The sequence below is a fragment of the Luteimonas sp. MJ250 genome (assembly GCF_039548455.1).
In the GTDB taxonomy this organism is placed as follows: Bacteria; Pseudomonadota; Gammaproteobacteria; order Xanthomonadales; family Xanthomonadaceae; genus Luteimonas.
In genome coordinates this window covers 40,146-63,662 of sequence record NZ_JBCLVB010000016.1, presented here as the reverse complement: position 1 = coordinate 63,662, position 23,517 = coordinate 40,146, and the positions used below count along the sequence as shown (strand labels likewise).

Annotated in this window: 20 protein-coding genes; 3 read left to right on the top strand and 17 right to left on the bottom strand. The window is 69.8% G+C overall.

What is annotated here, in order from left to right; genetic code table 11:
* Positions 1 to 8 precede the first annotated feature (8 nt).
* From WCE37_RS13905 to WCE37_RS13890, 4 genes are read right to left on the bottom strand one after another with little or no spacing between them, the layout of a single operon-like run.
* Positions 9 to 803, bottom strand: a complete 795-nt coding sequence (locus WCE37_RS13905) for a thymidylate synthase (protein WP_343279881.1) — start codon at positions 801 to 803, stop codon at positions 9 to 11.
* Positions 804 to 855: 52 nt separating this feature from the next.
* Positions 856 to 1,773, bottom strand: coding sequence for a prolipoprotein diacylglyceryl transferase (gene lgt / locus WCE37_RS13900; protein WP_343279880.1), 918 nt, complete (start codon positions 1,771 to 1,773; stop codon positions 856 to 858).
* Between the two features lie 6 nt (positions 1,774 to 1,779).
* A complete protein-coding gene (locus WCE37_RS13895) occupies positions 1,780 to 2,526 on the bottom strand; it encodes a TerC family protein (RefSeq protein ID WP_343279879.1) in 747 nt (248 codons plus the stop codon).
* Positions 2,527 to 2,572: 46 nt separating this feature from the next.
* Positions 2,573 to 2,953 (bottom strand): diacylglycerol kinase, encoded by a 381-nt coding sequence (locus WCE37_RS13890; protein ID WP_343279878.1) that lies wholly within the window; start codon positions 2,951 to 2,953, stop codon positions 2,573 to 2,575.
* Positions 2,954 to 3,263: 310 nt separating this feature from the next.
* Between WCE37_RS13890 and WCE37_RS13885 the strand changes: the two genes are divergently transcribed.
* The gene (locus WCE37_RS13885; protein WP_343279877.1) at positions 3,264 to 3,743 is read left to right on the top strand and encodes a hypothetical protein; all 480 of its coding nucleotides are present in this window, start codon (positions 3,264 to 3,266) and stop codon (positions 3,741 to 3,743) included.
* Between the two features lie 86 nt (positions 3,744 to 3,829).
* On the opposite strand, the gene WCE37_RS13880 is transcribed toward WCE37_RS13885, so the two are convergent.
* The 10 genes from WCE37_RS13880 to nudE form a co-directional block, all read right to left on the bottom strand.
* The gene (locus WCE37_RS13880) at positions 3,830 to 4,477 is read right to left on the bottom strand and encodes a LysM peptidoglycan-binding domain-containing protein (RefSeq protein WP_343279876.1); all 648 of its coding nucleotides are present in this window, start codon (positions 4,475 to 4,477) and stop codon (positions 3,830 to 3,832) included.
* Positions 4,478 to 4,636: 159 nt separating this feature from the next.
* Positions 4,637 to 5,869: an ABC transporter permease gene (locus tag WCE37_RS13875; RefSeq protein ID WP_343279875.1), complete on the bottom strand. Its 1,233-nt coding sequence runs from the start codon at positions 5,867 to 5,869 to the stop codon at positions 4,637 to 4,639.
* Positions 5,866 to 6,570, bottom strand: a complete 705-nt coding sequence (locus tag WCE37_RS13870) for an ABC transporter ATP-binding protein (RefSeq protein WP_343255477.1) — start codon at positions 6,568 to 6,570, stop codon at positions 5,866 to 5,868. The genes WCE37_RS13875 and WCE37_RS13870 overlap by 4 nt, the downstream gene beginning before the upstream one ends.
* Positions 6,567 to 8,057, bottom strand: a complete 1,491-nt coding sequence (locus tag WCE37_RS13865; RefSeq protein WP_343279874.1) for an efflux RND transporter periplasmic adaptor subunit — start codon at positions 8,055 to 8,057, stop codon at positions 6,567 to 6,569. Before WCE37_RS13865 ends, WCE37_RS13870 begins: the two co-directional genes overlap by 4 nt.
* A 64-nt stretch (positions 8,058 to 8,121) precedes the next feature.
* Positions 8,122 to 9,426 (bottom strand): HAMP domain-containing sensor histidine kinase, encoded by a 1,305-nt coding sequence (locus tag WCE37_RS13860; protein ID WP_343279873.1) that lies wholly within the window; start codon positions 9,424 to 9,426, stop codon positions 8,122 to 8,124.
* A gap of 18 nt (positions 9,427 to 9,444) precedes the next feature.
* Positions 9,445 to 10,158, bottom strand: coding sequence for a response regulator transcription factor (locus WCE37_RS13855; protein WP_343255474.1), 714 nt, complete (start codon positions 10,156 to 10,158; stop codon positions 9,445 to 9,447).
* A gap of 88 nt (positions 10,159 to 10,246) precedes the next feature.
* Positions 10,247 to 10,549: a DUF962 domain-containing protein gene (locus WCE37_RS13850; protein ID WP_343279872.1), complete on the bottom strand. Its 303-nt coding sequence runs from the start codon at positions 10,547 to 10,549 to the stop codon at positions 10,247 to 10,249.
* A 38-nt stretch (positions 10,550 to 10,587) separates the two neighbouring features.
* A complete protein-coding gene (mazG, locus tag WCE37_RS13845; protein ID WP_343279871.1) occupies positions 10,588 to 11,418 on the bottom strand; it encodes a nucleoside triphosphate pyrophosphohydrolase in 831 nt (276 codons plus the stop codon).
* Positions 11,419 to 11,460: 42 nt separating this feature from the next.
* Positions 11,461 to 12,297: a 3'(2'),5'-bisphosphate nucleotidase CysQ gene (gene cysQ / locus WCE37_RS13840; protein WP_343279870.1), complete on the bottom strand. Its 837-nt coding sequence runs from the start codon at positions 12,295 to 12,297 to the stop codon at positions 11,461 to 11,463.
* The gene (gene nudE / locus WCE37_RS13835; RefSeq protein ID WP_343279869.1) at positions 12,284 to 12,838 is read right to left on the bottom strand and encodes an ADP compounds hydrolase NudE; all 555 of its coding nucleotides are present in this window, start codon (positions 12,836 to 12,838) and stop codon (positions 12,284 to 12,286) included. Before nudE ends, cysQ begins: the two co-directional genes overlap by 14 nt.
* A 38-nt stretch (positions 12,839 to 12,876) precedes the next feature.
* Here nudE and bioA point away from each other — a divergent pair, with 38 nt between their 5' ends.
* The gene (bioA, locus tag WCE37_RS13830) at positions 12,877 to 14,283 is read left to right on the top strand and encodes an adenosylmethionine--8-amino-7-oxononanoate transaminase (RefSeq protein ID WP_343279868.1); all 1,407 of its coding nucleotides are present in this window, start codon (positions 12,877 to 12,879) and stop codon (positions 14,281 to 14,283) included.
* 85 nt (positions 14,284 to 14,368) lie between these two features.
* On the top strand, positions 14,369 to 15,106 hold the full coding sequence (locus tag WCE37_RS13825) for a 16S rRNA (uracil(1498)-N(3))-methyltransferase (RefSeq protein WP_343279867.1): 738 nt from the start codon (positions 14,369 to 14,371) through the stop codon (positions 15,104 to 15,106).
* Positions 15,107 to 15,126: 20 nt separating this feature from the next.
* Here WCE37_RS13825 and WCE37_RS13820 read toward each other — a convergent pair whose 3' ends face one another.
* From WCE37_RS13820 to WCE37_RS13810, 3 genes are read right to left on the bottom strand one after another with little or no spacing between them, the layout of a single operon-like run.
* The gene (locus tag WCE37_RS13820) at positions 15,127 to 15,615 is read right to left on the bottom strand and encodes a chemotaxis protein CheW (protein WP_343279866.1); all 489 of its coding nucleotides are present in this window, start codon (positions 15,613 to 15,615) and stop codon (positions 15,127 to 15,129) included.
* 13 nt (positions 15,616 to 15,628) lie between these two features.
* The gene (locus WCE37_RS13815) at positions 15,629 to 17,086 is read right to left on the bottom strand and encodes a chemotaxis protein CheB (protein WP_343279865.1); all 1,458 of its coding nucleotides are present in this window, start codon (positions 17,084 to 17,086) and stop codon (positions 15,629 to 15,631) included.
* Entirely contained in the window at positions 17,079 to 23,516 is a 6,438-nt protein-coding gene (locus WCE37_RS13810; protein ID WP_343279864.1) for an Hpt domain-containing protein, read from the bottom strand. The genes WCE37_RS13815 and WCE37_RS13810 overlap by 8 nt, the downstream gene beginning before the upstream one ends.
* Between the last annotated feature and the right edge of the window lies 1 nt (position 23,517).

The following is a 23,517-nucleotide window of genomic DNA, read 5'->3' as shown; positions in this document are numbered from 1 at the left end:
TTTCGCCCTCAGACCGCCACCGGCGCCTTGATCGCCGGCGCGGGGTCGTAGCCCTCGATGGCGATGTCCTCGTAACTGAAGTCGAAGACGTCGCGGATGGCCGGGTCCAATACCAGCCGCGGCAAAGCGCGCGGCTCGCGAGAGAGCTGCTCGCGGGCCTGGTCGTAATGGTTCGAATACAGGTGCGCATCGCCCAGCGTGTGCACGAAGTCGCCCACGCCCAGCCCGCAGGCCTGCGCCACCATGTGCGTCAACAGCGCATAGCTCGCGATGTTGAAGGGCACGCCGAGGAAGATGTCGCCGCTGCGCTGGTAGAGCTGGCAGCTGAGCTTGCCGTCCACCACATAGAACTGGAACAGCGCGTGGCAGGGCTGCAGCTTCATCGCCGGCAGGTCGGCCACGTTCCAGGCGCTGACCACCAGGCGGCGGGAGTCGGGGTTGCGGCGGATCTCGTCGATCACCCAGCGGATCTGGTCGATCTCGCCGCCGCGCCCGTCGGCCCAGCGTCGCCACTGCTTGCCGTAGACCGGACCAAGCTCGCCGTCGGAATCCGCCCATTCGTCCCAGATCGTGACCTTGTTGTCGCGCAGGTAGGCAGTGCTGGTTTCACCCCTCAGGAACCACAGCAGCTCGTGGATGATCGAGCGCAGGTGGAGCTTCTTGGTGGTGACCAGCGGAAAGCCTTCGCCGAGGTCGAAGCGCATCTGCCAGCCGAACACGCTGCGGGTGCCGGTGCCGGTGCGGTCGGACTTTTCGGTGCCGTGTTCGAGGACGTGGCGGAGGAGGTCGAGGTACTGGCGCATGGCTGTTGCTCCGTGCTGTGTCGGGTGGCGCTGGTCGCAGCTGTGGCTGCTCCTACAGCGGAGCGCTGGGCTGGGCTGCGGGTGCAGGCCGCAGCGTCGGGCTGCGTCGGGAGAGCCACAGCCAGTACAGGCCGATCAGCACCAGCGGCGTGCTCAACACCTGGCCCATCGTCAGCCAGCCGAATGCAAGGTAGCCGATGTGGGCGTCGGGTTCGCGCACGAACTCGACCAGGAAGCGGAAGCTGCCGTAGAGCAGCGCGAACAGGCCCGACACCGCATAGCGCGGCCGCGGCCGGCGCGAGAACCACCACAGCACGGCGAACATCACCACGCCCTCCAGGAAGGCCTGGTAAAGCTGCGAGGGGTGGCGCGCGTAAGGCTCCAGCTGGCCCGCCTGGTGCAGCGCCCGCAGCGCGGCATCATCCAGGAAGGCCAGGTCCGGCGGCAGCGCGTTGCGGAACACCGTGCCCCAGGCAAGATCGGTGGGCTTGCCCCAGAGCTCGCCGCCGATCCAGTTGCCGATGCGGCCGAAGCCCAGGCCAAGCGGCACCAGCGGCGCCACGAAATCCATGCTGTCGAAGAAGTGCAGGCGGCGCGCGCGCGACCACAGCCAGCTTGCCAGAAGCACTCCCAGCAGGCCGCCGTGGAAGCTCATGCCGCCTTCCCACACCCGTAGCAGCATCAGCGGATTGGCGAGGAAGTCGCCGAAGGAATAGAACAGCACGTAGCCGATGCGCCCGCCCAGCACCACGCCCAGCATGCCGTAGAACATCAGGTCGCCGAAGCCCGCCTCGTCGACGCCCGGCAGGCGCCCGGCGCGGATCCGCGAGCGCCCCAGCAGCCAGGCGCTGAGGAAGGCCAGCGCATACATCAGCCCGTACCAGTGCACCCCCGGCGCAAAGCTCCTGCCAAACAGTTCGAAAGCCGGCGACTGCAGCGCGACCGGGTCGACCAGATGCAGGAGGCTCATGCCCGGCTACTCGCGCGCGACGCCGGCCAGCGCCCGGCGCTTGGCCCAGAGGTTCAGCCCCTCGACGAAGGCCGAGAACGCCATCGAACCATAGATGTAGCCGCGCGGGATGTGCAGGCCGAAGCCCTCGCCAACCAGATAAACGCCGATCAGCACGATGAAGGCCAAGGCCAGCATCTTCACCGTCGGGTTGTTGTCGATGAACTTGCCCATCGGCTGTGCCGCCAGCAGCATCACGCCGACCGCGATCAGGATCGCCGCCACCATCACCGGCACGTAGTCGCCGGCCATGCCGACCGCCGCGATCACCGAGTCGAGCGAGAACACGATGTCGATCACCGCGATCTGCCCGATCACCATGCCGAACGAGGTCGCGGCCTTGCCCGCCGAATCCAGCTCCTCGTGCTCGCCCACGACCAGCGAGCGGATTTCCATCGCGCCCTTGACCACCAGGAACAGGCCACCCAGCACCAGCACCAGGTCGCGCACCGAGATGCCCTGGCCGAACAGCGTGAACAGGTCGCTGGTCAAACCCGCAAGCCAGGCCAGCGTCAGCAGCAGGCCGAGGCGGCTGACACAGGCCACCGCGATGCCGAACTTGCGCGCGAATTCGCGACGTTCGACGGGCAGCCTGCTGACCGCGATCGAGATGAACACCAGGTTGTCGATGCCGAGCACGATCTCGATCGTGGACAGCGTCAGCAGCAGGATCCAGACCTGGGGGTCGGAGAGGAATTCGATTATTGCTTGCATTGCGTGCTGATCCTTCGGGAATCTCTTGTCGTGCGTCGCACGGGCGTCATGGCAGCCGGGGCCAAAGCAACGCGCCCCATACCAGCAGCACGTTGAGCATCATCAGGAATACCGCGGCCGAGCCCATGTCCTTGGCACGGCCGGCGAGCTCGTGGTGTTCGTCGCCGTAACGGCCGATCACGGCCTCGATCGCGGAATTCAGCAACTCCACCGCCAATACCAGCACCAGGCAGCCCACCAGCAGCGCGCGTTCCACGCCGTCGTTGCCCAGCCACCAGCCCAGGGGCGCAAGCACGACGAACAGGTAGACCTCGAGCCTGAACGATGACTCGTACAGCCAGGCCGCGCGAAGGCCCTGCAGCGACCATACGGCCGCCTTGAACATGCGCGCCGGGCCGCGCGGCAGGTGTCCGGTCTCGTCAGCCATCGCGTTGCACGTGCTCAGCGGGCGCCACCGGGGTGCGACTGCGCCACGGACCGGGCGCTCGCACCGCCGGCGGCTTGGGAGCGGCTGCCGCGAAGGCGCCGCCGGAATGGGAACTGCATGCGAATTCGCTGCCGAGTCCGACCAGAAGCGGGCAATTTTGCCACAAGCAGCCGCCCGGGGCCCGGATTCACTCCAAACGCAGGTCCCGGCTGGCAGGATGCAGCCATCACGCATCGGAACCCGGGGTCCACGCATGCACCGAGCCGCTGTTATCCTCGGACCGATCGCCGCACTGGCCATGGGAGCCGTCATGAATACTTCATTTGCACAGGCCGCGCCCCAGGCCATGCAGCCGGGCGACCCCGGTTACGAAGTCATCCTGAATGCCGCCACCGCCCCCCTGCGCGAAGCGCTGGACGGGCGCGTGGAGCTCGAGGTCGAACGCATGGACCGTATCGGCGCCTGGGCCTTCGTCCTCGGCAGCATGCGCGCGCCCGGGGGCGGCCGCCCGGATCTCGCAGGCACGCGCTTCGCCGAGGCGGCGGAACAGGGCGCCATGTCCGATGTCTATGTCGCCCTCCTCAAGCATGAAGGCGCGGCTGATGGCAGCGTCGATGCCGGCGATTCGAGGACCGGGGATGCTCATGACCCGACCGTCGCCGAAGAGTCCTCAGCCGTTCTCTCCGATGGCCACTGGACCCTGCTTGAACACGCGATCGGACCTGGCGACGTCGCCTGGCTCGACTGGCCCCAGCGACACGCCGCGCCGCGGGCGCTGTTCGGCTTCTGACGCGCAACGGCCCCGATCGGGCCTGCCATGCGCATGAACAAAGGCCGGGCAATGCCCGGCCTTTGTCATCCAGCGCGCGCAGTGATTCAGCGCGGCGGAGTGATGATTTCGTAGTTGCCCGAAGCACCGCCCCAGCTGATTCGCTGCGAGCCGTCGCTGTTGACGTTGTTGGAGCCGATGAACTTCGGCTGCCCGCCCTCCATCCCGGCGAACAGCACCACGTGCGACTGGCCATTGCGCTGCATCAGCACCACGTCGCCGGGCCGGGCATTCGCCAGCGAGGTGGTCTGCCAGCCATCGCCCTTGAGATTGCCGGCCAGGTTGTCGACCGACGCGCTGGCCTGTCCTGCATCGATCAGCCCGGCCTTCTGCAGGCAGGCGGAGACGAAGTTGGCGCAGTTGACGTTGTTCGGAACCCAGGACTCCATCGGCAGTTCGTCGCTGAATTTGAGCTCTCCAGCGTTGCGGCCGATGAACTGCTCGGCGATCGCGGCGGCGTTGTTGCCACTGACCTTCGTGCCGCCCGACACGCCTTCAGTCCCGGACACACCACCCGATCCCTCCGCACCGCCGCCGCGCAAGCCACCACCGATGTTCAGGGTGTCGCCGGCATAGATCACATCGGCGTTCTTGATCTGCGAATTGGCATCCATCAGCGCGTCGATGCTGGTGCCCAGGCGCTGCGCGATCTGCGAAAGCGTGTCGCCAAAGGCGATGTTGTGGATGGCGGTCATGTCGCGTCTCCGGTCCGCTGCGTGCGGTGCGTGGCAATGGACGCAGTCTCCGCCGCGGCCCGCGGAGCGCCAACCCGGGGCCTGCCCTTATAGGGTCGACCCGAGGATCGCATGCCGAAGTCCTGCCGCGGCGCAGCGAATCCCGACGCCAGCGCCCGCCTACTGCCGCAGGGCTTCGATCGGGTCGAGCTGGGACGCCTTGCGCGCAGGGTAGTAGCCGAAGAACAGTCCCGTGGCGACTGAGAAGCCGGCGGCCATGGCGACCACCTGGCCGTTGAGCACCACCGGCAGGTCGCCAAAGCGCCCCACCAGCAGCGCTCCGGCAATGCCGATCACGATCCCCAGCGCACCGCCGACCAGGGACAGCAGCATCGCCTCGGCGAGGAACTGCCGGCGCACGTCCGACGGCCCCGCACCCACCGCCATCCGCAGGCCGATCTCGCGGATGCGCTCGGTCACCGAGACCAGCATGATGTTCATGATGCCGATGCCGCCCACGATCAGCGAGATCGTCGCAACCGCGCCCAGCAGCAGCGACATCAGGCGCGTGGTCGCCGTGCGGGTGGCCACGATCTCGGAGATGTTGCGCACGGTGAAGTCGTCGTCGGCGCCCGGGCCGATGCGGTGGCGCTGGCGCAGCAGCGATTCCACCTCGCCCTGCACGTAGCCGAGGTCGTCGGCATCGGTCACCGTCAGCGCGACCTGCATCACCGCGCCCGGCGGCAGGCCCATCGAGCCCAGCAAGCGGCGCCGCGCGGTCTGCATCGGCACCATCAGCACGTCGTCCTGGTCCTGGCCCCAGCCGCCCTGGCCCTTGGGCGCAAGGACGCCCACGACCACGAACGGCACCCGTCCCAGGCGCACCGTCTGCCCGATCGCGGGCTCGTCGCCGAACAGCTCGCGGCGCACGGTCTCGCCCGCGATCACTTCCTTCGCCGCGCCGCCGTAGTCCTGGGCGTCGAAGGCCTCGCCCTCGACCAGGGTCCAGGCATTGATGTCGAAATAGTCGGGCTGCACGCCCTGCCAGCGGCTGGACCAGTTGTTCTCGGCATACACCACCTGGGTGCTGCCGCTGAGCGAACCGGACACGTACTGCACCTCGGGGATGTCGTTGCGGATCGCCTCGACGTCGCCCTCGGTGAGCGTGTAGTAGCTCGACGAGCTCTGGCGCACGCCGCCGGGGCCGCGCCGCGAACCGGGCGAGATGTCCAGCCTCTGCGACCCGAGGCCGGAGACCATCTTGTCGATCTCCGACTGCGTGCCCTGGCCCACCGAGACCATCACGATCACCGCGGCGATGCCGATGATCACGCCCAGCGAGGTGAGCACGCTGCGCATCCAGTTCCCGCGCAGGGCGTGGATCGCGGTGCGGATGACGTCGCTGAATTTCATGCCGCGGCCTCCGGATGCTCGGGGTGCAGCTCGCCGTCGCGCATCACGTAGGTGCGGTCGGCGTGGGCCGCGACTTCGGCGTCATGGGTGATCAGGACCACGGTGTGGCCCTCGTCGCGCAGGCGCTTGAACAGCGCCAGGATCTCTTCGCCGGTCTTCGAATCCAGCGCACCGGTGGGCTCGTCGGCCAGCAGCAGCGGCGGCTTGTTGACCAGCGCGCGTGCGATCGCCACGCGCTGCTGCTGGCCGCCGGACAGCTCGTTGGGACGATGCCCCGTCCGCCCGCCCAGGCCCACTGCGTCCAGCACCTCCTCGGCCATGCGCAGCCGCTCGGCCGGCGGCACCCGGGAATAGCTCAGCGGCATGGCCACGTTCTCGAGCGCGGTCATCCGCGGCAGGAGGTGGAAGCCCTGGAAGACGAAGCCGATCTTCTCGCGCCGCAGCGCCGCCAGCTCCTCGGCGTCGAGCGTGGAGACATCCACGCCGTCGCAGAAGTAGCTGCCGGAACTCGGGGTATCAAGGCCGCCGATCAGGTTCATCAGCGTCGACTTGCCCGACCCCGACGGCCCCATTATCGCCACGAACGCGCCGTGCTCGATGCGCAGGGCGACGTCCTTCAGCGCAACGACTTCGGCCTCGGTGCCGGCGGAGTAGACCTTGCCCAGGGCGCGGGTCTCGATGATCGGCACGGCTGTGCTCATCGCGCGGCGCGCTCGCCGGTGATGAGCTGGTCGCCGGCCTGCAGCGCGCCGGAGATTTCGGTGGCGGTGCCATCGGTCGCGCCGACGCGGACCATCACCGGCTCCGGGCTGCCGTTGGTCAACCTGTAGACCGTGGCCCGCGTGGCGCCGACCAGGTTGGCGACGGCCGCGTCCCAGCGCTGCGCCTGCGCGGCGTCCAGGCTGTCGCGGAATCCGGCGAAGTCCTCGCGAAAGCGCTGCAGCATGCGCTGGCGGATCTGCGAAGCCATCGCCCCGGAAGGCGCGCCACCGCGCGATTGGCCGAAGCCGCCACCGCCGCCATTGCGTGCGGCCGGCGCGGCCTGCCGTGCTGTCTGTCGCGCCTGGATCGCCGTGACCGCCTCGTCGAAGGCCACCTGCTGGTCGGTTGACAGCTCGAGCGCCACTGCCTCGCGACGGAGGTCGTCGGTGACGCCGCCGCGGGCGCCGCCCTGCGGCATCGTCGGCGCGGCGCCTTCGGCTCCCGTGGGCTTGTAGCGCAGCGCGGCGTTGGACACCTTCAGCACGCCGTCGCGGCGGCTGACCTCGATCTCGGCATTCACCGTCAGCCCCGGCAGCAGCGTGCCGTCACTGTTGTCGACGGTCACCACCACCGGATAGGTCACCACGTTGCTGGTGTTGGTCGCGCTCAGGCGGACCTGTTCGACCACGCCGCGGAACTGGCGGTCGGCAAAGGCATCGGCAGTGAAGCTCACGCCCTGCCCGGCCTGCACCTGGCCGATGTCGGCTTCGTCCACCGCGAGCTCGATCTTCATCTGCGACAGGTCTTCGGCGATGGTGAACAGCTCAGGCGCCTGCAGGCTGGCGGCGACGGTCTGGCCGGCCTCGATGGTCCGGGTCAGCACCACGCCATCCACCGGCGAGCGGATCACCGTCCGCTGCAGGTTGATGCGCGTGGTCTGGGTGGACGCGGTCTGCTGGGTGATCTGCGCCTGCGCCGAGGCAACCTGGGCCCGGGCCTGGTCCAGCGCGGCGCGCGACAGGTCGATGTCGCTGCGCGCCACCAGCTGGCGCTCGCCGAGCTCTGCCTTGCGCCGGTGGTCGAGTTCGGCGTTGCGCAGGGTTGCCTGCGCCTGGGCGAGGCTGGCGCGGGCGCTGGCGATTTGCGCCGAGCCCTGCTCGATCTGCGCCTGGTAGCTGCTGGGATCGATGCGTGCGAGCACCTGGCCCTGCTCGACCTTGTCGTTGAAGTCGACCAGCACTTCGGTCACCTGCCCCGAGATCTGGCTGCCCACGACGACCGTCGAGATCGCGCTCAGGGTGCCGGTGGCCGAGATCGCGACGCGGATGTCGCCCTCTTCAACTTCGACGGTGCGCCAGGCCCCGGCGTCGGCGGACGCGCTGCGCTGGCTGAAATACCAGGCGCCCGCACCAAGCGCGAGAATGGCGATGACGATGGAGACAAGGGTCTTTCGAGGGCGACTGGCGCGCTTGGGTCGATGGCTCATTTCGCTGCGTGATCCGGCTGGGGTCGTGGAGGCTAACGCACCAGTATGGCCGGCGTTGACCTGCTCAGTCCTCGCCTGCTGCCGGAAAGCGGAGAATGACGTTGGTGCCCTGGCCGAGCGCGCTCTCGATATGCACCGACCAGCCGTAGCGCGCCGCCAGGCGCCGCACGATGGCCAGGCCCAGGCCCCGTCCGCCGACGTACTGGTCGGCGCGGTAGAAGGGCTCGAAGACGCGCTCAAGCACGTCGCGCGCCATGCCGACCCCGGTATCGCGGACTTCGATACGATCGTGCTCCACACAGACCTCGATGCTGCCCGTCGGAGTGAAGGTGCAGGCATTGCGCACCAGCTGCTCGAGGATCACCGCCATCGCGCGCCGCGAGCCGCGCAGCGTGGGCGCGGCGTGCTCGACCAGCGAAATGCCGACGGCCGACTCTTCGATGAGTTCGCCGATCAGCGCCTGGCCCGCCGCGACCGCTTCGGCGGCCACGTCCAGCGCACCGAATTCCTCGGTGTTCAGCGGCAGGTCCTCACGGGCCAGGATCAACAGCGCGTCCACCACCGCTTCCATGTCGCGCGCAGCCACCTGCACGCGGTCCAGCGAACGATGCATCCGCGGCGGCAGCTCGGGGTCACGGCGCAGCATGTCCGCGGCCACACGCACCACGGTCAGCGGCGTGCGCAGCTCGTGGCTGGCTTCGCGGGTGAAGTCGCGCTCGCGACGGGTAAAGGCCTGGGTGCGTTCGGCCAGGCCGCGCAGCGCGCCCTCCAGCATGCGCACTTCACGCCCCACCTCTCCCGGCAGGCGGGCGGGATCGATGGCGTCGAGTTCGACACCCAGCGGATCCCAGTTCGCCACCTCCGCCGCCATCGCGGTTACCGGCAGCACCATCCTGCGTGCGATCCGGTAGCTGAGCCAGCTCACCGTCGCAATCGCGAGCGTGGTCAGGATCGACGCGATCAGCAAGGACCAGCGGCCGACGTTGTCGACCAGCCGGAATGCGATCCGCAGGTACAGGCGACCGCCTGGTCCGTCCTCGACCAGCAGCCGCTGCGACGTGCCATGGACCTTCAGCCGGTGCAGGCCTGGGCCCGCCGCGATGTATTCGGCGGGCACGCCCGCGGCCACCGGATCGGTGCCGGTCTGGACGAAGTAGCCGTTCACCGACGACGTCCACGGCGGCGGGTAGGCGGGATCCTCCGCCACTTCGCCCCAGAACCGGGACGCTTCCGCCTTGACCCACTGCGTCGCCAGCACGCCGCGCGCAAACACGGTCGACGCGTACAGCGAGGCCACGACCGCGATGATCGCCAGCAGCGCCTGCAGCACGAACACCCGGCGCAGCTTGCGCGGCAGCCCTTGTGGCATCGACGTTCTCCGCTGCCGTCAGGCGGGCGGCTGCTCGATGTCCGCGATCCGATAGCCGGCGCTTTGCACGGTGTGCAGCAGCGGCTTGTCGAAGGGCTTGTCGATGGTCTTGCGCAGGTTGTACAGATGGCTGCGCAGGGTGTCCGAATCCGGCAGGCTGTTGCCCCAGATCTCGCGCTCGATCTCCTGTCGGTTGACCACCCGCGGCGACTCGCGCATCAGGATGGTCAGGAGCTTGAGGCCGATCGGCGAAAGCTGCAGCTCGGTGCCGGAACGGGTCGCGCGCAGACTGGCCGGATCAAGCACCAGGTCGGCGACCTTCAGCACTTCCGAGCCCACTTGGCGGCGCTCGCGGCGGATCAGTGCGCGCAGGCGCGCTTCAAGCTCTTCCACGGCGAAGGGCTTGACCAGGTAGTCGTCGGCACCTGCGCCAAGGCCGGCCAGCTTTTCGTCCAGGGTGTCCCGCGCGGTCAGCATCAGCACCGGGGTCGACTTGCGGGCTTCCTCGCGCAGGCGCTTGCAGACCTCGACGCCATCCAGTCGCGGCAACATCAGGTCGAGCACCACCACGTCGTAATTGTTCTCGCTGGCCAGGCGGTATCCGTCAAGGCCGTCGGCGGCGTAATCCACCTCGAATCCGCGGCTCTCCAGATATTCACCCACCATCTCCGAAATATTGCGGTTGTCCTCGACGATCAACACCAGGCCACCCGGTTCCTGCGATCCGCGCATGTGCATGTCCTCCAACGGACGTCTTCAGCTTTGTGAAAGCGTGCCGGGAAACAGGTCGACGCGATGTGAAGACCACCCGCGGGGAGGGCTACAGCGGGATCCGGCCGGTCAGGATGTCCTTGAACATCACCCAGTCTCCTGCCAAGGAGTAAAGCGGGTGGCGAAAGGTGGCCGGCCGGTTGTGCTCGAAAAAGAAGTGGCCTACCCAGGCGAAGGCGTAACCGCAGCCCAGGGCTGCGAGCAGCCAGCGGGGATCGGCGGCGATCACGGCCGCGGCTACGCAGCCCAGCGCACCGCAGCTGCCAAGGAAGTGGAGGCGTCGTGACGTGCGGTTGCGGTGCTCGTCCAGGTAGAACGGATAGAACTCGCGGAAGCTGGCGAAGCGGGCCATGTGGTGGCTCCTGTCCTGCCGTTGCCGGCCATCATGCCTCAGCCACCGGAGGACCGCTCGGCGGCCTTGGCGAGGTTCCAGTACGCGTCCTGCGCGTCCAGCGGCAGGTCCGCCATGCGCGTGCCGTCGGCGGCGGCGAAGGCTTCCATGGCGCGGAAGCGGCGTTCGAACTTGTGGTTGGCGCGGCGCAGCGCAGTGCCGACATCCACCTTCGCGTGGCGCGCGAGGTTGGCCGCCACGAACAGCAGGTCGCCGAGCTCGGCTTCCAGGCGCTCCTGCGCAGCGGTATCGCGGGGCGCGGCGGCGACCGCTTCGAATTCCGCGCGGACTTCTTCCAGCTCTTCCTCCAGCTTCGCCATCACCGGCGCCGGGCCGGGCCAGTCGAATCCGGTGCGCGCGGCGCGGTCCTGCAGCTTCACCGCGCGCTGCCACTCCGGCAGGCCGCGGGTGATGCCCGCGAGCGCCGAGCCGTCGGCCGCGCCCGCGGCGGCGCGTTCGGCGCGCTTGATCGCTTCCCAGCTTGCAAGCGCGGCATCGGCATCGGCAGCTGCCGCATCGGCATCGCCGAACACATGCGGATGGCGGCGCTCCATCTTCTCGGAGATCGCCCGTGCGACGTCTTCAAAGCCGAAGTGACCGGCCTCGCTGGCCATCTGCGCGTGGAACGCCACCTGCAGCAGCAGGTCGCCCAGCTCCTCGCGCAGGCCATCCATGTCGCCACGGTCGATCGCATCGGCGACCTCGTAGGCCTCCTCAACCGTATACGGCGCAATCGTCGAAAAATCCTGCGCCAGGTCCCAGGGGCAGCCGTCGTCGGGATCGCGCAGCTTCGCCATGATTTCCAACAGTCGCTGGAGCTGGTCTGACATTTGTGGAACTCCGGGAAAGCTCTGCGGCGGATCTGCGCGGCGTCAGCCGCGAAAATCCATGGCAAAAGGATCTTGAACCCACTCCCGCCACGGCAACCCGGGATCGCCCAGCGCAACGAAATCCCCGTTGAGCACGGTGTCGCGCTGGTTGTAGCGGAAGGGGCGTCCGCGCAGGTCAAGCACGCAGCCGCCCGCGGCCTCGAGGATGGCCTGGCCGGCGGCGGTGTCCCACTCGCTGGTCGGGCCCAGGCGCGGATAGGCGTCCATGCCGCCCTCGGCGAGCAGGCAGAACTTGAGCGATGAGCCGAGGCCGATCGATTCGTGCCGTCCGATGCGACCGAGCATGGCCGCGGTGCGGGCGTCGAGGTGCGAACGGCTGGCGGCCACGCGCAGCGGCGCAGCAGCCGGGCGGCGGGTGGCGATGGCACGTTCCACGTCACCGTCGCGACGGCAGGCACCCTGCCCCGGCGCGCCGTGCCAGACCGCGCCCGTGACCGGCGCCTGGATCACCCCGAACACCGGCACGCCGTCGTCGACCAGGGCGATGTTGACGGTGAACTCGCCGTTGCCCTTGAGGAACTCGCGGGTGCCATCGAGTGGATCGACCAGCCAGAAGCGCGACCAGCCGCGACGCAACTGCAGCGGCACCGTATGCGCCGACTCCTCGGACAGCACCGGGATGTCCGGCGTCAGCCGCGACAGCCCGTCCAGGATGCAGCGGTGCGCGGCCAGGTCGGCCGCGGTCACCGGGCTGTCGTCGGCCTTGGCGCGCACCGCGACGTCGCCGCCGTACACGGCCATGATCGCCGCCCCCGCCTCGCGGGCGATCGCGATCACGCCTTCGCGCAAGGTATCGCGCACGCCCTCAGCCGCCGACATGGTGCTGCAGCCAGTCGCGGGCGATGAACAGTGCCGCGATCGAACGGCCTTCCGAAAAATCCTCGCGCAGGATCAGTTCGTGCAGGCGGTCCAGCTTCCACGGCACCACCTCGAGTTCTTCCGGCTCGTCGCCGGGCAGGCGCTCCGGGTAAAGATCGCGCGCAACCACCAGGTGCGTGGCGTGGCTCATGTACGTCGGCGCCAGAGTCAGGCTGCGCAGCACGTCGATGCGGCGGGCGCCGTAGCCGGCCTCTTCCTTCAGCTCGCGGTCGGCGGCCTCGGCGGGCGTTTCACCGGCGTCGATGCGGCCCTTCACCAGGCCCAGCTCGTAGCGGTGCACGCCGGCGGCGTACTCGCGCACCAGCAGCACGGTGTCGTCGTCGAGCAGCGGCACCACGACCACCGCGCCGTGGCCGCGGCCGTGCAGGCGCTCGTAGCGCCGGCGCTCGCCGTTGGAGAACTCCAGGTCCATCCGCTCCAGCCGGTACGGACCGGCATCGGACTCGGTGATGTCGTGGATGATCGGCAGCCGGCGGGTCATCGGCGCCCTCGTGCGGGCCGAGGGGCGATAATGCAGCGATGTCCGACAAGTCTTTGCACGATCCCGCCATTCTAGCCGAGGGCGACCACTGGCGATCCCGCGACCTCGCCGTCGTCTGGCACCCCTGCACGCAGATGCGGGAACACCCCGACACGATGCCCCTGCTGAGCGTCGCCCGCGGCGACGGCGCCTGGCTGGTCGGCCATGACGGCCGCCGCACGCTGGACGCGGTCAGCAGCTGGTGGACCAACATCCACGGCCATGCCGAGCCGCGCATCGCCGAGGCCATCGCGCGCCAGGCGCGCAGGCTGGAGCACGTGATCTTTGCCGGCGCCACCCACGAAGGCGCGGTCGAACTCGCCGAGCGCCTGCTCGCGATCGCCCCGCGCCAGCCCGGCCGCGACCCGCTGGCCAGGGTGTTCTACGCCGACAACGGCTCGGCCGGGGTCGAGGTGGCGCTGAAGATGGCCTTCCAGTGGTACCGCAACCGCGGCGACGAACCCCGGCGCACGAAGTTCGTGGCGCTGGCCAACGGCTACCACGGCGAGACCATCGGCGCGCTCTCGGTCGGCGACATCCCGCTGTACCGCCGGGTCTACGCGCCGCTGCTGGTCGAAGCGATGTTCACCCCCTCGCCCGACGCCTGGAACGCGCGCCCCGGCCAGTCGGACGAGGACTGCGCCGAAGAGGCCGCCGACGCCCTGGCGCGCCTTCTCGACGAGCATCCCGGAGAGGTCTGCGCCCTGATCCTGGAACCGCGGCTGCAGTGCGCCGGCGGCATGCGCATGCACCACCCGGTGTACCTGAAGCGCGCGCGCGAGCTCTGCGACGTGCACGGCGTGTTCCTGATCGCCGACGAGATCGCCACCGGCTTCGGTCGCACCGGCACCATGTTCGCCTTCGAGCAGGCCGGCGTGATGCCGGACCTGATGTGCGTCTCCAAGGGGCTCACCGGCGGCTTCCTGCCGCTGGCCGCGGTGCTGGCCACGCAGTCGATCTACGACGGCTTCCTCGACGATTCGCGCGAGCGCGCCTTCCTGCATTCGCACAGCTACACCGGCAACCCGCTGGCCTGCGCCGCGGCCCTGGCGACGCTCGATATCTTCGAATCCGACGACGTCATCGCCCGCAACCGCGTGACTGCGGCGAAGATGGCCGACGCCGCCGCATCGATGGCCGCGCTGCCGCACGTGGCCCAGGTCCGTCAGGCGGGGATGGTGGTCGCCTTCGAGCTGACCCGCGATGGCGAGCGCACGACGCCGTTCGATCCTGCCGCGCGGATCGGCCTGCACGCCTATCGCGCAGCGCTCGAGCGCGGCGTCATGCTGCGCCCGCTGGGCGACATCCTCTACTGGATGCCGCCGTACTGCATCGACGACGCCCAGCTTGCGCTGTTGGCGGAGACTACCGAGGCTGTGATCATCGAGGCGACGCGGAGCGCATAGCCGTCTATTCGCGGACAGCGCGGATCGGGCGGACGTTTTTTCAGCAGTTGTTCCAACACCAGGCCCCTTGCAATAGAGGATCCCGATGCGCCAGAACCGCGAATATGTGGACGGAACCCTGGCGGTCGGCGCCAGGCTTGCGCTGCCGGAAGCCGCGGCGGCGCATCTGCTCAGGGTGCTGCGCCTCGGCGTCGGCGACGAGTGCGTGCTGTTCAACGGCGACGGCTTCGACTACGACTGCCGCATCACCGCCGCCGGCAAGCGCGGCGGCGAGGTGGAGGTGCTGTCGAAGCGGACAGTGGACAAGGAGTCGCCACTGCGGATCACGCTGCTGCAGGGCGTGGCGCGCGGCGAGAAAATGGATTGGATCCTGCAGAAGGCGACCGAGCTCGGCGTCGCCGCCTTTGTCCCGGTCAACAGCGATCGCACCGAGGTGCGGCTGGACGATGCGCGCGTGGCGAAGCGCCTGGCCCACTGGCGCGCTGTGGTTGCCGCGGCCTGCGGCCAGAGCGGGCGCGCGTCTGTTCCAGCGGTGGAACCGCCGCTGATGCTGGCACGGGCGCTCGACACGCTGCCGGGCGAGGCGCTCAGGCTCACGCTGGATCCCGCGGCGGCGGACTCGGTGCGCGGCCTCGCCGCTCCCGGCACGGCGTCCGTGGTGGTTGCCATCGGGCCCGAGGGCGGTTGGTCACCGCGTGACCGTGCCATTCTGGCCGCGGCCGGATTCCAGGGACTGCGCCTGGGACCCAGGATCCTGCGCACCGAAACCGCGGGCATCGCCGCGATCAGCGCCCTGCAGGCTGCATTTGGCGACCTTTGCTGAGGCCTGGGCCCCGCCGGGGCTCAGGCCGCCAGCGCCTCGCGGATGGCACCTTCGATGGCATCGACGTCGGGCAGCAGGGTCGGCTCGTCGTTGAGCAGAACGCGCATCAGGACGCCCAGCGGCAGCTGCGGTGCGTCGCCGTCGGCGTCGCCCTCCCCGGCGTCCGCCACCAGCGCATCGCGCGACACCGTCACCAGGCGCGGGAAGCCCTTGGTCAGCAGGGCCACGTAAGGCAGGTGGCTGTCGCCGCCAAGCGCCTTCAGCACGACGACCTTGCTGCCCAGGCCGCCGGCATCATCGGCGATCCCGGCCAGGCGCGAAAACGAGGCCAGCGGCAGCTGCCAGCCGCGCCAGCGGATGCGGCCCAGCAGCCAATCCGGCGCGTCGGCCACCGGTTCCGGCGGGGCGTAGGACAGCACCTCGGCGATCATGGCGTTGGGCATCAGCAGGCGCGCGCCCTCCACCTGCATCAGCACGCCGCGGATGTCCTGGATGGCGGGAGAAGTCATGGGTCGATCCTCATCATGGCCAACGATCAAGCAGGAGCTGCGCGAGCTCGCCGGGTTCGGCGGCCTGCGCGCCACGGGCGACCAGGGTTTCGACCGCGGTGCCGTCGTAGCAGCTGGCTGGCGCCTGTGCGAGCACCATGGCACCCTCGCCGGCCAGGGCCATCGCTGCATCGACGCGGTCCACGCTGGCACCGCTGAGGAAGACGAGCGCGCTGTCGCCAGCTGCGAGCGAAGCGTAGTGGTCCAGCGCGCCGCCTTCGGCGATCGCGAAAACCCGGCGCGCGCGATCGCTGGCAACGGCCATGTCCGGCGCCAGGAAGTACACCGTGCCGGGCTCGGCCGGGCCACCGGCTTCGGCAAGCGCGACCGGGAGCGCGGTGGCGCGCTGCATCTGCTGCACCAGGCGCTCGTAGCGGCCTCCGTCGAGCTGCAGCCGGATCAGCACCGTGCGCGGGAAGTCCTTGCCGAGACCACCCAGCAGCTGGCGAACGGCGTCGGGGCCGCCGAGGCCGGCTTCGACCATGACCGCGCCGCGCAGCACACCGTGCCCGTAGCTCTCCGGGTCGGCGAGCGACAGGCCGTCGAGGCGCAGGGCAAGCGTGTCGATGTCGACGGCGTCGCCGCCACGTTCGCGCGTCGCGATGGGCGCATCGTCCTCGGCGAGCGACAGGCCGTCGCCGAGCGAACGCGGGTCGACCGCCGGCTCGCCCTCTTCGCGCGTCGCGATCGGCGCGTCGTCGTCGGCCAGCGAGAGGCCGTCGCCGAGCGTGAGCGGATCGACCGCAACGGGGTCGACGCCGGCCTCGGGATCCTCAGCGGTCGCGGCCGTACCGGCCAGCAGCCGGGCCAGGTCGGGATCGTCGGCCAGGGATACATCGTAGGCATCGGAGGACGAGGACCAGTCCATGTCTTCGGCGGATACCAGGCCGGCAACGTTCGACTCGCCCGCATCGGCTTCCGGCTGGAGCGCTTCAAAACCCTCGGCACGCGGCACGTCCGCGGCGAGGTCCAGGGCGGTATCGGCGAGGGCGTCGCTGTCCACGCTGGCGGGATCGAAGTCCTGTTCCGGAAGCCGGCCCGGCGCGGGATGCACGGCGTCGTCGGATCCCGCACCCGGAGGCAGGACGTCTTCGTGCCCGTTGAGCTTGGCGGCGAGGTGCCGCACCCAGCGTGCGGCATCCCAGCCGTCGCGCTGCGCGGCCACTTCGGCCTCGTCGAACATCACCAGTACGGCGGGATCCGACAGCAGCGCGTCGAAGTGCTCGAGCGAATCCTCGATCGCGGGTTCCAGGGCCACGAGTACGGCCGCCGGTGCCAGGGCGAGGGTCGCGGCGTGGTCGCCATCGGTCGGATCCACGATCGCGACCAGCGCCGCGCCGGCTTCGCCGATCGCGGCCTCCAGGCGCTGCCGGGCTTCGCCGGGGCGCGCGAGCAGCAGTACCCGGACGGGGGTCGTGCCCTGCTCAGCCATCGCGCTGCAGCTTCAGCAGGTCTTGGACATTGCGCAGCAATTCGTTCTCCTGGTACGGCTTGCCGAGATAGCGTTCGACGCCAAGCTCGAATGCGCGCTGGCGATGCTTCTCGCCGGTCCGCGAGGTGATCATGATGATCGGCACGTTGCGCAGCCTCGGGTCGGCCTTCATCGCCGTCGCAAGCTCGTAGCCGTCCATGCGCGGCATCTCGATGTCGAGCAGCATCAGGTCGGGCACGCGCTCGACCATCCGCTCGAGCGCATCGATGCCGTCCCTCGCCGTCGCGACTTCGTAGTTGTTGCGCTCAAGCACGCGGCCGGTGACCTTGCGCATCGTGATCGAGTCGTCGACCACCATGACCAGCGGCACGCGGCGCTGCTCGGTCGCAGCCACCGGCGCAACGTCGCGAGGCTGCGCCACCTGCTGTCGACGCACCAGCGGCGCGATGTCGAGGATCACCACCACGCTGCCGTCGCCCATGATCGTGGCGCCGAAGATGCCCGGCACCGATGCGACCTGCGGGCCAACCGGCTTCACCACGATCTCGCGGTTGCCGAGGATCTGGTCGATGGCCACCGCCACGCGCAGCTCACCGGAGCGGATCAGCAGCAGCGGCATCTGCAGGTGGCCTTCGGCGCGCGCCGCGGCATGGCCGACCAGGCCGCCGAGATCGTGCACCGTGTAGTCCTCACCACCGTAGGCGTAGCTCGCCCCCGGCTGCTCGAACTCGTCACGCGAAATACGGCCGACGCCGCGGACCGAGGCGATGGGCACGGCGAAGCTGGTCTCGCCGATCTTCACGAACACCGCCTGGGTGACCGCCAGCGTCTGCGGCAGGCGCATCGTGAACGTGGTGCCCTTGCCGGGCACGCTGGCGATGTCGAGTGCGCCGCCGAGCTGTCGAACCTCGCTCGCGACCACGTCCATGCCGACGCCGCGACCGGACAGGCGGCTGACCTCGTCGACGGTGGAGAAGCCGGGTTCGAAGATCAGCGCATCCAGGTCGCCATCGGCCAGCGCGACGTCGTCGCGGACCAGTCCGCGCTCGACGCCGCGGCGGCGGATCGCGGCGCGGTCGAGCCCCGCGCCGTCGTCGGCCACCACCAATACGACTTCAGAGCCCTCGCGGCGCACCGAGATGCGCACCGAGCCCTCGTCGGGCTTGCCGTCCTCACGACGCTTGCGCGGCGTCTCGAGGCCGTGTGCAACGGCGTTGCGCAGCATGTGTTCCAGCGGCGCGGTCATGCGCTCGAGGACGTTGCGGTCGAGTTCGCCCTGGGCACCGTCCAGCTTGAGCTGGGCATGCTTCCCGGTCTCGGTCGCGGCCTGGCGCACGACGCGGCGCAGGCGCGGCACCAGCGAATCGAAGGGCACCATGCGCGTGCGCATGAGGCCTTCCTGCAGGTCGGAGCTGACGCGCGACTGCTGCAGCAGCAGGGTTTCGTACTGGCGCGTCAGGTCGTCGAGCGTGCCCTGCAGGCTCGACAGGTCGGCCGCGGACTCGCCCAGCGCACGCGACAGCTGCTGCAGGGTGGAGAATCGATCGAGCTCCAGCGGGTCGAAGGTCGGATCCGCCAAATCCTGCTCGCGCTGGTAGCGGGCGATGATCTGCGCTTCGGTCTCGATGTCGAGGCGGCGGAGCTGGTCGCGCAGACGCATGTTCGTCTGCTCCATCTCGCCCATCGCACCGCGGAAGGCACCCAGCTGCTGCTCGAGGCGGGCGCGATAGATCGCCACCTCGCCGGCGTAGTTGACCAGGCGATCAAGCAGGTCGGCGCGGATGCGCACCTGCTCCTGCGGAGCGCGGACGGCGATGTCTTCGTCGTCGGCGTGGAGCGTGTCCACGACCGGCGCGGTGAGCGGCGGCAGCACGACGACCGGCGCGGCGGCGCGTTCGCCAGGCACCACACCCAACAGGTCCTCGCCGCGGGCGCGGGCGTCGAACGCGTCGATCAAGCCCTGCGAAGGACTGATCGCGAGCCGCTCACCAACGCGGGTGACCATCGCATGCAGGCGGTCGAAGCCGCGCTCGAGCAGCGGCACGTCGCCGCGTGCAAGGTCGAAGCGCTGCTCCGACACCGCCTCCAGCAGCGACTCCATCGAGTGGCCGAGCTCGCCGATCGCGAACACGCCGGCCATCCGCGCACCGCCCTTGAGCGTGTGCAGGTCGCGCTGCAGGCCGACCAGTGATTCACGATCGTCGGCGGATTCGCGCAGTCGTGCCAACAGGCCGTCGGAGTGGTCGAGAAGGTCGCGGCCTTCTTCGACAAAGATGTCGACCAGCTCGGAATCCAGGCCACTGAAGTCGAACTCGACGTCCGGATCCTCTTCGTCCGGGATCGCGGCAAGCATCGCCGTGCTCGCGGCCGCGCCGACACGGTCGGCTTCGAGGCGCTCGGCTTCAAGGCGCTCTTCTTCGAGGCGCTCTTCTTCGAGGCGTTCGGCTTCGAGGCGCTCTGTTTCGACTCGCTCGGCTTCGACTCGCTCGGCTTCGAGACGTTCGGCTTCGAGGCGCTCGGCTTCGAGGCGCTCGGCTTCGAGACGCTCGGCCTCGACGCGCTCGGCTTCGACGCGCTCGGCTTCGAGACGCTCGGCTTCGAGACGCTCGGCCTCGAGGCGCTCGGCTTCGAGGCGGTCTGCTTCGAGACGCTCGGCCTCGGCACGCTCCGCCTCGAGACGCGCGGTCTCGACTCGCTCGGCTTCCAGGCGTTCGGCTTCGGCCTGTTCCGCGGCGAGGCGTTCGGCCTCCTCGCGCTCGGCGTCGATGCGCTCCAGCTCGAGGATCTGCGCTTCCAGCGCTGCCAGTTCGATTCGCTCGGCTTCGGCACGTTCGGCTTCGGCGAGCTCGGCTTCCAGCCGCGCCATCTCGATGCGCTCGGCTTCGACCCGCGCCGACTCGGCGCGCTCAACGTCCGTGCGCTCCGCTTCAAGGCGCTCGGCTTCAAATCGTTCTGCCTCAAGGCGCTCCGTTTCGAGACGCTCCGCCTCAAGACGCTCCGCCTCAAGACGCTCCGCCTCAAGACGCTCCGCCTCAAGACGTTCCGCCTCAAGACGTTCCGCCTCAAGACGTTCCGCCTCAAGGCGCTCCACCTCGAGACGCTCTGCTTCGAGACGTTCTGCCTCAAGCCGCTCCGCTTCGAGACGCTCTGCTTCGAGACGTTCTGCCTCAAGCCGCTCCGCTTCGAGACGCTCTGCTTCGAGACGTTCTGCCTCAAGCCGCTCCGCCTCAAGCCGCTCCGCCTCAAGCCGCTCCGCTTCAAGCCGCTCCGCCTCAAGACGTTCCGCCTCAAGCCGCTCCGCTTCGAGACGCTCTGCTTCGAGACGTTCTGCCCCAAGCCGCTCCGCCTCAAGCCGCTCCGCTTCAAGCCGCTCCGCTTCAAGCCGCTCCGCATCCTCCGCAGCTGCCCCGGTGAAACCGGCGTAGGCGCTGAGGTCGACATCCACCAGCGTCGGCGCGAGCTCATGCGCGTCGCCATCGGCGTCCACGATGGCATCCAGCGCACCGGCCTCCGCGTCCATGGGTGCCGGCGCCGGCAAACCATCGCGCAGCGCCGCGAGGCGTGCGGCCAGCGCCACGACCACCGGCACTTCCGGGTGCGCCGACTGCAGGCCGGCGATGGCCGCACGGGCGACGTTGGCGAGCTCGCCGATCGCGGCGACGCCTTCGGCAGGGGCCGGATCAGCGCTTGCGAGCAGGCGGCGCACATAGGCCTCGCCCGGTGTCAGCGCCTGGGCCACCGTCGGCAACTCGGTCATCGCGAATGCGCCGTTCATCGTGTGCAGCGCGCGCAAAAGACCCTCGGACGCCGGGATGGCATCCGTCGATGCCCGTGCCACCCAGGCATCGACGGTGACCAGGTGGCCGGCGACCTCCGCATCGAGGATTTCGAGCAGGAGGGCATCGACGGACGCCGGAACCATGTCGAACCCGTCAGCGACCGGAGCTTCGCCTTCACCCGCGTCAGCTGCTGCAGCGTCGGCATCCACGGCTTCACCGGCAACGGCCTCCGCAGCGGCATCTGCACCGGCCTCGGCGTCAGCCACCGCGTCCGGAACACCGGCTTCGGCAGCCGCGTCCGCCGGCGCGGCAACCCTGTACTGCTCCGCGGCCGTCGCCTCGTCCGGCATGCCCTCGTCGCCCGCGGCGATGCGCTCGGCCGACGCCTGCATGCGCGCGAGGTCCGATTGGACGACCCCGTCACCGCGCAGCGCCGCCTGCAGTTCGGGAAGGGTATAGAACGCCTGGTCGACCATGGCCACCACGGCCGGGCTGGCCGTCCGCGTGCCGTCGAGCACGCGGTTGAGCATGTTCTCGACCTTCCAGCTGAACTCGCCCAGCGTGCGCGCGCCTACCAGCCGGCCGCTGCCCTTGAGCGTGTGGAATACGCGTCGGATCGGGCGCAGGCGCTCGAGGTCGTCGGGCTGCGCCCGCCACATCGGCAGCAGCTGGTCGAGGTTGTCGATTTCTTCGGCGAATTCCTCGAGGAAGACTTCGCGGATCTCGTCGTCGATTTCGTCGCCGGTGGCTTCGAAGCCGCCGCTGCCGGCGGCCGCAGGCGCGGCGGCGGACTGCCGGGAGGCCTGGTCCGGCAGGGCCGAGGCATCGGCCGGCGCCGGGGCGCGATCGATCAGCGCCGCCACCGTGCGTTCGATGTCGGCCTCGCTTACCCGCGGCCCATCGGCCACGGCCTGCGCCGGCATCGCCTGCTCCGGCAGCCTCTCGGCAGGCAGCGGCCAGTAGCCGAGCGCCTCCAGGCTGTGGCGACTGACGTTGAGGATTTCCTCACGGTTGAAGCGGTTCTCACGCAGGGCCTCGAGGTAGTACTCGAGGCTGGCCAGCGCGTCGGCGAAGGTGTCGAGCTGGCGGCCGTTGGGCACGCGCCGGCTGCCGATCAGTTCGTCTTCGATGTAGCGGCGCACGCCGGCCAGGTAGGCCGCCGGCTGCGGCAGTTCCAGCATTTCGAGGGCGCCGGCGACCTCGCGCAGCAGGCGCGGCACTTCCGCCAGCTCGCCGTGGTCCCAGCCGGTCTCGATGAAGGCCACAAAGGCCTGGCGCGCGTCGGCGAAGTTGGCGATCGCCTCGCGGGCAAGCACGTCGAGCACCTTGTCGGCCTCGCCTGCGGCAAGGTCGCCCTGCACCGGCGCGTCCTGGTCGCCGGCGCCGAGGCGCGCGACCTGGTCGTCGAGGGTGGCGTCGACGTAAAGCAGTGCGCCGGCGACGTCGAGCAGCGCGCCCTCGTCGGCCGGGCGCCGGCCTTCGGCGATCTCGGCCATCGCCTCGCGCTGCTGCTCGACCACGCCGCGGGCGATGCCCAGGCCAAGCATGCCCAGGGTGTCGCCGACGCGGCCGAGGGCTTCCACCTGCGGCAGCAGGCGGCCGAGGTCGGTCGCGCCGGTGCGCAGGTGAAGGTCGAGCGCGTCCTTGACCCGGAGCAGGTCTTCCTTGACCGCCGCGGCCACGGTGTCGAGCAGGGCCCGGTTGCGGCCGGTCATACTGCCCTGGGCGTGGCTGATCTCGGAGTCGGTCGGGAGCTGCGCCTGCAGCTCGAAGGTGTCGTGCAGCGCGCGCAGGTCGGCGTGGTCCGCGCTGGCGTGGGCGGCGTGGTACAGCAGCTGGCGGGTCGGCTCGAGCGACGCTTCCGCGCGCGGGATGCCGAAGCCGTCGTCCTCGAACAGGCGCCGGGACTCGCGCTCGACGCTGGCGAAGGCCTGGCGCAGCGTCGGGGTCGCCTCGATGGCGCCATCGGCGACGGCCCTGGCCACGGAGCCGGCCACCCAGAGCATGCGCCGCGCAGGCTCGGCCTGGACATGGCCAAGCAGGGCGTCAAGCGCCGTTGCCAGCGCCGCGCCGCCAGCGCCGCCGCCCTCCTCCGGCCACGCCGCCATCGCCGCGCGCAGCTCGGCCAGCAGCGGCTGGGCGCGCGCGTTGCGCACGGGCATCGGATCGTTGGCGACGTCCACCGGCGCCAGATCGCCCGGGAGCGGGCGCTGCAGGTCCGGTGCGAACAGCACGCTTTCCGACAGCCCGGTCTCGCCGCGCGCTGCGCGCAGGTCGTTGAGCAGCGGCAGCAGGACGATCGGGATGTCCTTGTGGCCGCTCTGCAGGCGTTCGAGGTAGTCGGGCAGCAGCACGACGCCGCGCATCAGCATCGCGCAGGCGGCGTCGCGGTCGGCCACGGCGCCGTCCTGCAGCGCGTGCGCCAGGCGCTCCATTTCCTCGGCCACCATCGCCGGCGCATACAGCTCGACCATGCGCAGCGTGCCCTGCACCTGGTGCAGGTAGCCGGCACAGAAGCGCATGCGGCTGGTGTCGGCGGGGTCGGCGGCGAAGTCCTCGATCTCGATCCGCGCCTGGCGCAGGGTCTCGTCGAGCTCCGGCTTGACCCAGCCGAGCGTGGTGTAGTCGATCGCGTCGCGCAGTGCGGTCATT

What these genes read in the sequence shown, in the direction of transcription:
- WCE37_RS13820 (WP_343279866.1), bottom strand. Translation starts at nt 15,615, where the DNA reads ATGACTTCTCCCGCCATCCAGGACATCCGCGGCGTGCTGATGCAGGTG.
- WCE37_RS13890 (WP_343279878.1), bottom strand. Translation starts at nt 2,953, where the DNA reads ATGGCTGACGAGACCGGACACCTGCCGCGCGGCCCGGCGCGCATGTTC.
- WCE37_RS13860 (WP_343279873.1), bottom strand. Translation starts at nt 9,426, where the DNA reads ATGCCACAAGGGCTGCCGCGCAAGCTGCGCCGGGTGTTCGTGCTGCAG.
- nudE (WP_343279869.1), bottom strand. Translation starts at nt 12,838, where the DNA reads ATGACCCGCCGGCTGCCGATCATCCACGACATCACCGAGTCCGATGCC.
- WCE37_RS13865 (WP_343279874.1), bottom strand. Translation starts at nt 8,057, where the DNA reads ATGAGCCATCGACCCAAGCGCGCCAGTCGCCCTCGAAAGACCCTTGTC.
- WCE37_RS13880 (WP_343279876.1), bottom strand. Translation starts at nt 4,477, where the DNA reads ATGACCGCCATCCACAACATCGCCTTTGGCGACACGCTTTCGCAGATC.
- bioA (WP_343279868.1), top strand. Translation starts at nt 12,877, where the DNA reads ATGTCCGACAAGTCTTTGCACGATCCCGCCATTCTAGCCGAGGGCGAC.
- WCE37_RS13850 (WP_343279872.1), bottom strand. Translation starts at nt 10,549, where the DNA reads ATGGCCCGCTTCGCCAGCTTCCGCGAGTTCTATCCGTTCTACCTGGAC.
- WCE37_RS13875 (WP_343279875.1), bottom strand. Translation starts at nt 5,869, where the DNA reads ATGAAATTCAGCGACGTCATCCGCACCGCGATCCACGCCCTGCGCGGG.
- mazG (WP_343279871.1), bottom strand. Translation starts at nt 11,418, where the DNA reads ATGTCAGACCAGCTCCAGCGACTGTTGGAAATCATGGCGAAGCTGCGC.
- lgt (WP_343279880.1), bottom strand. Translation starts at nt 1,773, where the DNA reads ATGAGCCTCCTGCATCTGGTCGACCCGGTCGCGCTGCAGTCGCCGGCT.
- WCE37_RS13905 (WP_343279881.1), bottom strand. Translation starts at nt 803, where the DNA reads ATGCGCCAGTACCTCGACCTCCTCCGCCACGTCCTCGAACACGGCACC.
- WCE37_RS13885 (WP_343279877.1), top strand. Translation starts at nt 3,264, where the DNA reads ATGAATACTTCATTTGCACAGGCCGCGCCCCAGGCCATGCAGCCGGGC.
- cysQ (WP_343279870.1), bottom strand. Translation starts at nt 12,297, where the DNA reads ATGTCGGCGGCTGAGGGCGTGCGCGATACCTTGCGCGAAGGCGTGATC.
- WCE37_RS13815 (WP_343279865.1), bottom strand. Translation starts at nt 17,086, where the DNA reads ATGGCTGAGCAGGGCACGACCCCCGTCCGGGTACTGCTGCTCGCGCGC.
- WCE37_RS13895 (WP_343279879.1), bottom strand. Translation starts at nt 2,526, where the DNA reads ATGCAAGCAATAATCGAATTCCTCTCCGACCCCCAGGTCTGGATCCTG.
- WCE37_RS13855 (WP_343255474.1), bottom strand. Translation starts at nt 10,158, where the DNA reads ATGCGCGGATCGCAGGAACCGGGTGGCCTGGTGTTGATCGTCGAGGAC.
- WCE37_RS13870 (WP_343255477.1), bottom strand. Translation starts at nt 6,570, where the DNA reads ATGAGCACAGCCGTGCCGATCATCGAGACCCGCGCCCTGGGCAAGGTC.
- WCE37_RS13825 (WP_343279867.1), top strand. Translation starts at nt 14,369, where the DNA reads ATGCGCCAGAACCGCGAATATGTGGACGGAACCCTGGCGGTCGGCGCC.
- WCE37_RS13810 (WP_343279864.1), bottom strand. Translation starts at nt 23,516, where the DNA reads ATGACCGCACTGCGCGACGCGATCGACTACACCACGCTCGGCTGGGTC.